This is a genomic window from Streptomyces sp. 4N509B (assembly GCF_052245655.1).
In the GTDB taxonomy this organism is placed as follows: Bacteria; Actinomycetota; Actinomycetes; order Streptomycetales; family Streptomycetaceae; genus Streptomyces.
Map to the genome: position 1 here is coordinate 77331 of NZ_JBQQBZ010000032.1, position 6000 is coordinate 83330.

Genomic DNA, 6000 nt, shown 5'->3' on the forward strand with positions numbered 1-6000 from the left:
GCCGCGCTAGCCCTCCGCCCCGGGACGCGCCTCGGGGTCCTTGCCGGCGTCCTCACCCGAGTCCTCACCCGCGTCCACGCCGAGGTCCAGGCCCAGCTCCGCGGCGAGCGCCGTCAGCAGCTCGCGGGCCGCGTCCGGGATGACGGTGCCCGGCGGGAAGACCGCCGCGGCGCCCGCCTCGCGCAGCGCCGGCACGTCGTCCGGCGGGATGACCCCGCCGACGACGATCGCGATGTCCTCACGCCCGGCCTCGGCCAGCTGCTCCCGCAGCGCCGGCACCAGCGTCAGGTGCCCGGCGGCCAGCGAGGACACGCCGACGAGGTGCACGTCCGCCTCGACGGCCTGCCGCGCGACCTCCTCGGGCGTCTGGAAGAGCGGGCCGACGTCCACGTCGAAGCCGAGGTCGGCGAAGGCCGACGCGATCACCTTCTGGCCCCGGTCGTGCCCGTCCTGGCCCATCTTGGCGACGAGGATGCGCGGCCGGCGCCCCTCCGCCCGCTCGAACGCGGCGACCAGCCTCCGCGTCCGCTCCACCCCGGGGCTGTCCCCGGCCTCCTCGCGGTACACGCCAGAGATGGTACGGATCTGCCCCGCGTGCCGACCGAACACCTGCTCCAGCGCGTCGGAGATCTCCCCGACCGTGGCCTGGGCGCGCGCCGCGCGGATCGAGAACTCCAGCAGGTTCCCGTCGCCCGCGGCGGCCTCCCGCAGCGCCGCCAGCGCCTTGGCGCAGGCCGCCTCGTCGCGTTCGGCGCGCAGCCGCCGCAGCTTCTGGAGCTGCTGGGCGCGGACCGAGGAGTTGTCGACGTGTCGCACCTCGATCCTCTCGTCGGCCTCCTCGGCCGGCACCCGGACGGTGTTGACGCCGATGACGGGCTGCCGCCCGGAGTCGATGCGGGCCTGGGCGCGGGCGGCGGCCTCCTCGATGCGCAGCTTCGGGATGCCGGCGTCGATCGCCTGGGCCATGCCGCCGGCCGCCTCGACCTCCTCGATGTGCTGCCACGCCCGCAGCGCCAGGTCGTGCGTGAGCCGCTCCACGTAGGCGCTGCCGCCCCACGGGTCGATCACGCGGGTGGTGCCGGACTCCTGCTGGAGCATCAGCTGCGTGTTGCGGGCGATGCGGGCGGAGAAGTCCGTCGGCAGGGCCAGGGCCTCGTCGAGGGCGTTGGTGTGCAGCGACTGGGTGTGGCCCTGGGTCGCGGCCATCGCCTCGACGCAGGTGCGCGTCACGTTGTTGAAGACGTCCTGGGCCGTCAGGGACCAGCCGGAGGTCTGGGAGTGGGTGCGCAGCGACAGGGACTTGGGGTTGCCCGGCTCGAAGCGGCGCACCAGCTTGGCCCACAGCAGGCGGGCGGCGCGGAGCTTGGCCACCTCCATGAAGAAGTTCATGCCGATGCCCCAGAAGAACGACAGGCGGGGCGCGAAGTCGTCCACGCCCAGGCCCGCCGCCATGCCGGCCCGCAGGTACTCCAGGCCGTCGGCCAGGGTGTAGGCCAGCTCCAGGTCGGCCGTGGCGCCGGCCTCCTGGATGTGGTAGCCGGAGATCGAGATGGAGTTGTACCGCGGCATGTGCCGGGAGGTGTGCGCGAAGATGTCGGAGATGATCCGCATCGACGGCTTCGGCGGGTAGATGTAGGTGTTGCGGACCATGAACTCCTTGAGGATGTCGTTCTGGATGGTCCCCGCCAGCTTCTCCTGACCGACGCCCTGCTCCTCCGCGGCCACGATGTACAGCGCCAGCACGGGCAGCACCGCGCCGTTCATCGTCATCGACACGGTCATCTTCTCCAGCGGGATGCCGTCGAAGAGCTGCCGCATGTCGAGGATCGAGTCGATCGCGACGCCCGCCATGCCGACGTCGCCCGTCACGCGCGGGTGGTCGCTGTCGTAGCCCCGGTGGGTGGCCAGGTCGAACGCGACCGACAGGCCCTTCTGGCCGGCGGCGAGGTTCCGCCGGTAGAAGGCGTTGGACTCCTCGGCCGTGGAGAACCCGGCGTACTGGCGGATCGTCCACGGCTGCGTCACGTACATCGTGGGGTACGGGCCGCGCAGGTAGGGCGCGATCCCGGGCAGGGTGTCGAGGAAGTCCACCCCGGCCAGGTCCTCGGCCGTGTACAGCGGCGGGACGTCGATGCCCTCGGGCGTCCGCCACAGCAGCTCGTCCACGTGGTGGCCGCTGTTCTCCCGCACCGCCGCGCGCCACGCCTCCCGCGAGGCGGGCGCGGGGCCGTCGGTGGGGCCGGGCGTGGGGGCGTCGCCGTCGAGGTCGACGGTCGAGAAGTCCGGGATCGGGCCGGTGGTGCTCATCGCGCCACTCCCAGGGTGTCGAGGACGGAGGAGAGGAAGGCCACCGCGTCGCAGCCGGTGAAGACGAAGTCGCTGACGCCCGCCGCGCGCAGGGCGTGCTCGCGCTCGCCGGGCCGGCCGGCCAGCGCCACGCGCCGCGCCCCCGCGCCGGCCAGCGCCGCCGCGACGGGCTCGGCCTCGTCCGCGTACCGGGCGTCGGTGCCGCACAGGCAGGCGACGCGCGCGCCGCTGGCGGCGAGGGCCTCGGCGGCGGAGGCGGCGTCGACCGTCGTCGGCTCGTGGACCGGCTCGATCCCGCCGGCCCGCAGCAGACCGGCGGCGAACGCGACCCGCGCCGTGTGCTCCGCGGCGGGGCCGAGCGCGGCGAGGAACGCGCGCGGCCGGGACCCCGTGGCCGCCAGGTGGGCGTCGGACCGCGAGCGCAGCGCCTCGAACGCCTCGTCGCGCCGCACCCGCGGCAGCCCGCCGGACGGCGGTTCGGGCGCCGGCTCGCGGGTCAGCGTCCGCTCCGCCAACTCGGGGAACTCGCTGACGCCCGTGACGGCCTCCCGCCGCGTCGCCAGCCGCCGGGAGCGCTGCTCCCACGTGATGCCGAGCCGCTTGGCCACCAGCCCGGACGCGAGCGCCGCCGCCATGCCGCCGGCCCGCTCGATCTCCTGGAACCACGCCCAGGCGGCCCGGCTCAGCTGCTCGGTGAGGTCCTCGACGTACCAGGAGCCGCCGGCCGGGTCGATGACGCGGGCCAGGTGGGACTCGGCCGTCAGGATGAGCGAGGTGTTGCGCGCCAGGCGCCGCGCGGCGGCGTCGGGCAGCCCGATCGCCTCGTCGAACGGCAGCACGGTCACGGCGTCCGCGCCGCCCGCGCCGGCCGCCAGGCACGCCACCGTCGTCCGCAGCATGTTCACCCACGGGTCGCGGCGGGTCATCATCACGCGGGAGGTCACCACGTGCTGCCGCTGGCCCGCGGCGGGGCTGTCGGCGGGCGCGCCGGACACGGTGGCGACCCGCGACCACAGGCGGCGGGCCGCCCGCAGCTTCGCGATCGTCAGGAACTGGTCGGCGGTCGCCGCGTAGCGGAACTCCAGCTGGCCGAGGGCCGCCGTCAGCGGCAGACCGGCGTCGGTCAGCTCCCGCAGGTACGCCACGCCCGTCGCGAGCGAGCAGCCCAGCTCCTCGGCGGCCGAGCCGCCCGCCTCGTGGTACGGCAGCGCGTCGACGGCCAGCGCCCGCAGCGCCGGGTGCCGTTCGTGGCAGCGGGCCGCCAGGATCGTGGCCGTGGCCGTCAGCCGGGCGACGTCCTCCGCGCGGCCGGTGCGGGCCGCCCAGCCCAAGGGGTCGGCGCCCAGGGTGCCGGCCGCGCTCGCGGCGTCCACGCCGCGCTCCTCGAACGCCGCCAGCAGCGCCTCCGCGGCCGGCCCCACGTCGGGACCCGCCTCCAGCGCCACCGGCGCCAGGTCCAGCAGCACGCCCTCCAGGGCGGCGCCCAGCCCGGCGACGGGCACGCCGCCGGCCGCGCCGACGGCCAGCCAGAGCGAGGTCGCGCCGCCCTCCAGGTCGGCCAGCACGGCGGCGTTGGTGCGGCGCGGGTCGGGGTCGGCGTGGCGCTGGCGGACGTCCCAGCCGGCCACGGCCGCGCCCTCGGGCCGCCCGCCGCGCACGAAGGGGGCGCTGCCGGGGAGCCCCGTCGGGGTGGTGGGGGCGTCGGCCGCGGTGTAGAGCGGGCGGGTGACGACGCCGTCCTCCAGCCGGGTGACCAGCGCCTCCTCCGCCGCCGAGCCCGCCCGGTCGAGGCCGCGCGCCTTCCGCAGCACACCCGCCACCAGACGGTGCCAGTCCTCGCGCGTGGCCGGCGGGAACTCCGCCGCCAGCGCGGGCGGCGGGGACGAGGCGCCGGGGGGCGGGTCGGGGGGCGAGGAGTCGTGGGGCGAGACCGTCATGGGTGGAAGCTCCCGGATGTCCGTCACGTCGTGAGGCAACGAGATGGAGGAGTTGACAGGATACGAGGGCAGGGACGTCAGAGCGGCTGGAAGGAGGGCTGTGGCCGCCGCGGGGTGGGTATCCGCGGCGCCGGGCCCGCCGTCTGGCCTGGTGGCCGGCCGACCGTCTGCCCCGCCGGCTGGAGGGCGGCAGCCGCCTCCGGATCGTCGGCGGTCCGCGGCAGGCCGGCGGGGTGGAGCAGCGTGGCGTCACCGGTGCGGATGCGCTGCCGAAGCTGCCGCAGGCGGGGGCCGGGCTCGATGCCGAGTTCGGCGCCGAGGGTTCCCGCCAGGCGGTCGAAGACGCGCAGCGCGTCGGCGCTTCGTCCGGTGCGGTAGAGCGCGACCATCAGGTGGGCGTGGATCTCCTCCCGTGTGGGGAAGTCGGCGGCCAGTCCCCAGAGCTCGCCCACGAGGTCGCGGTGGCGACCCAGGCACAGCTCGGCGCGGACTCGGCGTTCGAGGGCGGCGACGCGGAGCTCGGTCAGGCGGATCGCCGCGCCGGCGAGAATCGAACCATGCGGCGTGTCGCACAGCAGTGGCCCGCGCCACAGCGTGAGCGCCCGCCGCTGGATCTCCACCGCCTCGTCGAACGCCCGCGCCGCCATCGCGCGGCCTCCCTGGGCGTGGAGCTCCTCGAACTCGGTCACGTCCAGCTCGCCCGGGGCGAGACGCAGCAGGTATCCCGGGCTCCTGGTGACCAGCCGGTCCCGGCCCGTGGCCGGGTCGAGGCGGTGCAGCAGCTTGCGCAGCTGCGAGACGTAGACCTGGAGCGTGGGCACGGCGGTGCGGGGCGGGGCGTCGTGCCACAGCTCGTCGATGAGGCTCGCGACCGACACGACCGTGTTGCGGCGCAGGAGGAGCGTGGCCAGCACGGCACGGACCTTGGGGGCCTTCGGGGCCGCCACGGCGCCCCCGTCGCCGGGGGCCGTCACTCCGGGCGCGGCGCGGGCCCCGGTGGCGAGCACGTCCAACGGGCCCAGCACTGCGAATCGCACGGTGTTCCTCTCCGCTGCCTCGCCGGGTGGCCCCACGCGCCGGCCGGACCCGCGCGCGACGCCCCCGCCGGGCGTCTGACGCCTACTCGGCGATCCTGGTGCGCATCGTCCAGCGGAAGACCGCGGACGCGTGGTCGTCCTGACGGTCCTGCCGGACGAGCTCGAAGTGCTCATACCCGCCGTGGTGCAGGACCTTCACCTTCTGGTCGGTGCTCCCCACCCGACGGGTGCGCGACTCCGCCGGGAGGTCGACGGGACCACCCTCGAGGATCGCCGTGATGGTCGGTTCCCCCGTCTCCTCCATCGAACCCCTCCGTCGTTCCCACTCGTCGTTCCCACGCGACGTTCCGACAGGGAGATCATGGGAGCCGGGTCCACCACTGGCTACCCGTAACCGACCCCTTATCGCGCCCCTCAACGGTTTCCCGCCAGGGAGCGCGACCAGCGGCTCGACGAGCGGCCGGCCAGGTAGGGGTGCCCGCGCCGTCTCGGCGGTCATCGGCGGTCAGTGGGAGTGGCGGGGGATGTGGTGGCCGCTGGTGCCGGTGAGGAAGTCGAGGTCGGCGCCTTCGTTGGCTTGGAGGACGTGTTGGGTGTAGAGGCGGGTCCAGCCGCGTTGGGTGGCGTGGGCGGCGGCTGGGTGGGGTGGGGGTGGGGTGTGCGTGGCGGCGCGGGTGGCGCGTTCGGTGTCGGGGATGTCGAGGTCGAGGCGGCGGTTG

General features: G+C 75.5%; 4 protein-coding genes and 1 pseudogene. All 5 read right to left on the reverse strand.

Features of this window, described 5'->3' with window-relative positions; all coding sequences use genetic code 11:
• Positions 1–6: 6 nt before the first annotated feature.
• Positions 7–2307, reverse strand: a complete 2301-nt coding sequence (scpA, locus tag ACTWP5_RS24955; RefSeq protein WP_443223341.1) for a methylmalonyl-CoA mutase — start codon at positions 2305–2307, stop codon at positions 7–9.
• The gene (locus ACTWP5_RS24960; RefSeq protein ID WP_443223342.1) at positions 2304–4244 is read right to left on the reverse strand and encodes a methylmalonyl-CoA mutase family protein; all 1941 of its coding nucleotides are present in this window, start codon (positions 4242–4244) and stop codon (positions 2304–2306) included. Before ACTWP5_RS24960 ends, scpA begins: the two co-directional genes overlap by 4 nt.
• 77 nt (positions 4245–4321) lie before the next feature.
• On the reverse strand, positions 4322–5281 hold the full coding sequence (locus ACTWP5_RS24965; protein WP_443223343.1) for an AfsR/SARP family transcriptional regulator: 960 nt from the start codon (positions 5279–5281) through the stop codon (positions 4322–4324).
• Positions 5282–5363: 82 nt separating this feature from the next.
• Entirely contained in the window at positions 5364–5585 is a 222-nt protein-coding gene (locus tag ACTWP5_RS24970; RefSeq protein WP_443223344.1) for a DUF5988 family protein, read from the reverse strand.
• Between the two features lie 201 nt (positions 5586–5786).
• Positions 5787–6000 (reverse strand): annotated as a pseudogene (locus ACTWP5_RS24975) (dihydroxy-acid dehydratase); the annotation flags it as partial.

Bases quoted from the DNA above. Each gene is read 5' to 3' on its own strand.
- ACTWP5_RS24970 (WP_443223344.1), bottom strand. From the start codon at position 5,585: ATGGAGGAGACGGGGGAACCGACCATCACGGCGATCCTCGAGGGTGGT.
- ACTWP5_RS24960 (WP_443223342.1), bottom strand. From the start codon at position 4,244: ATGACGGTCTCGCCCCACGACTCCTCGCCCCCCGACCCGCCCCCCGGC.
- scpA (WP_443223341.1), bottom strand. From the start codon at position 2,307: ATGAGCACCACCGGCCCGATCCCGGACTTCTCGACCGTCGACCTCGAC.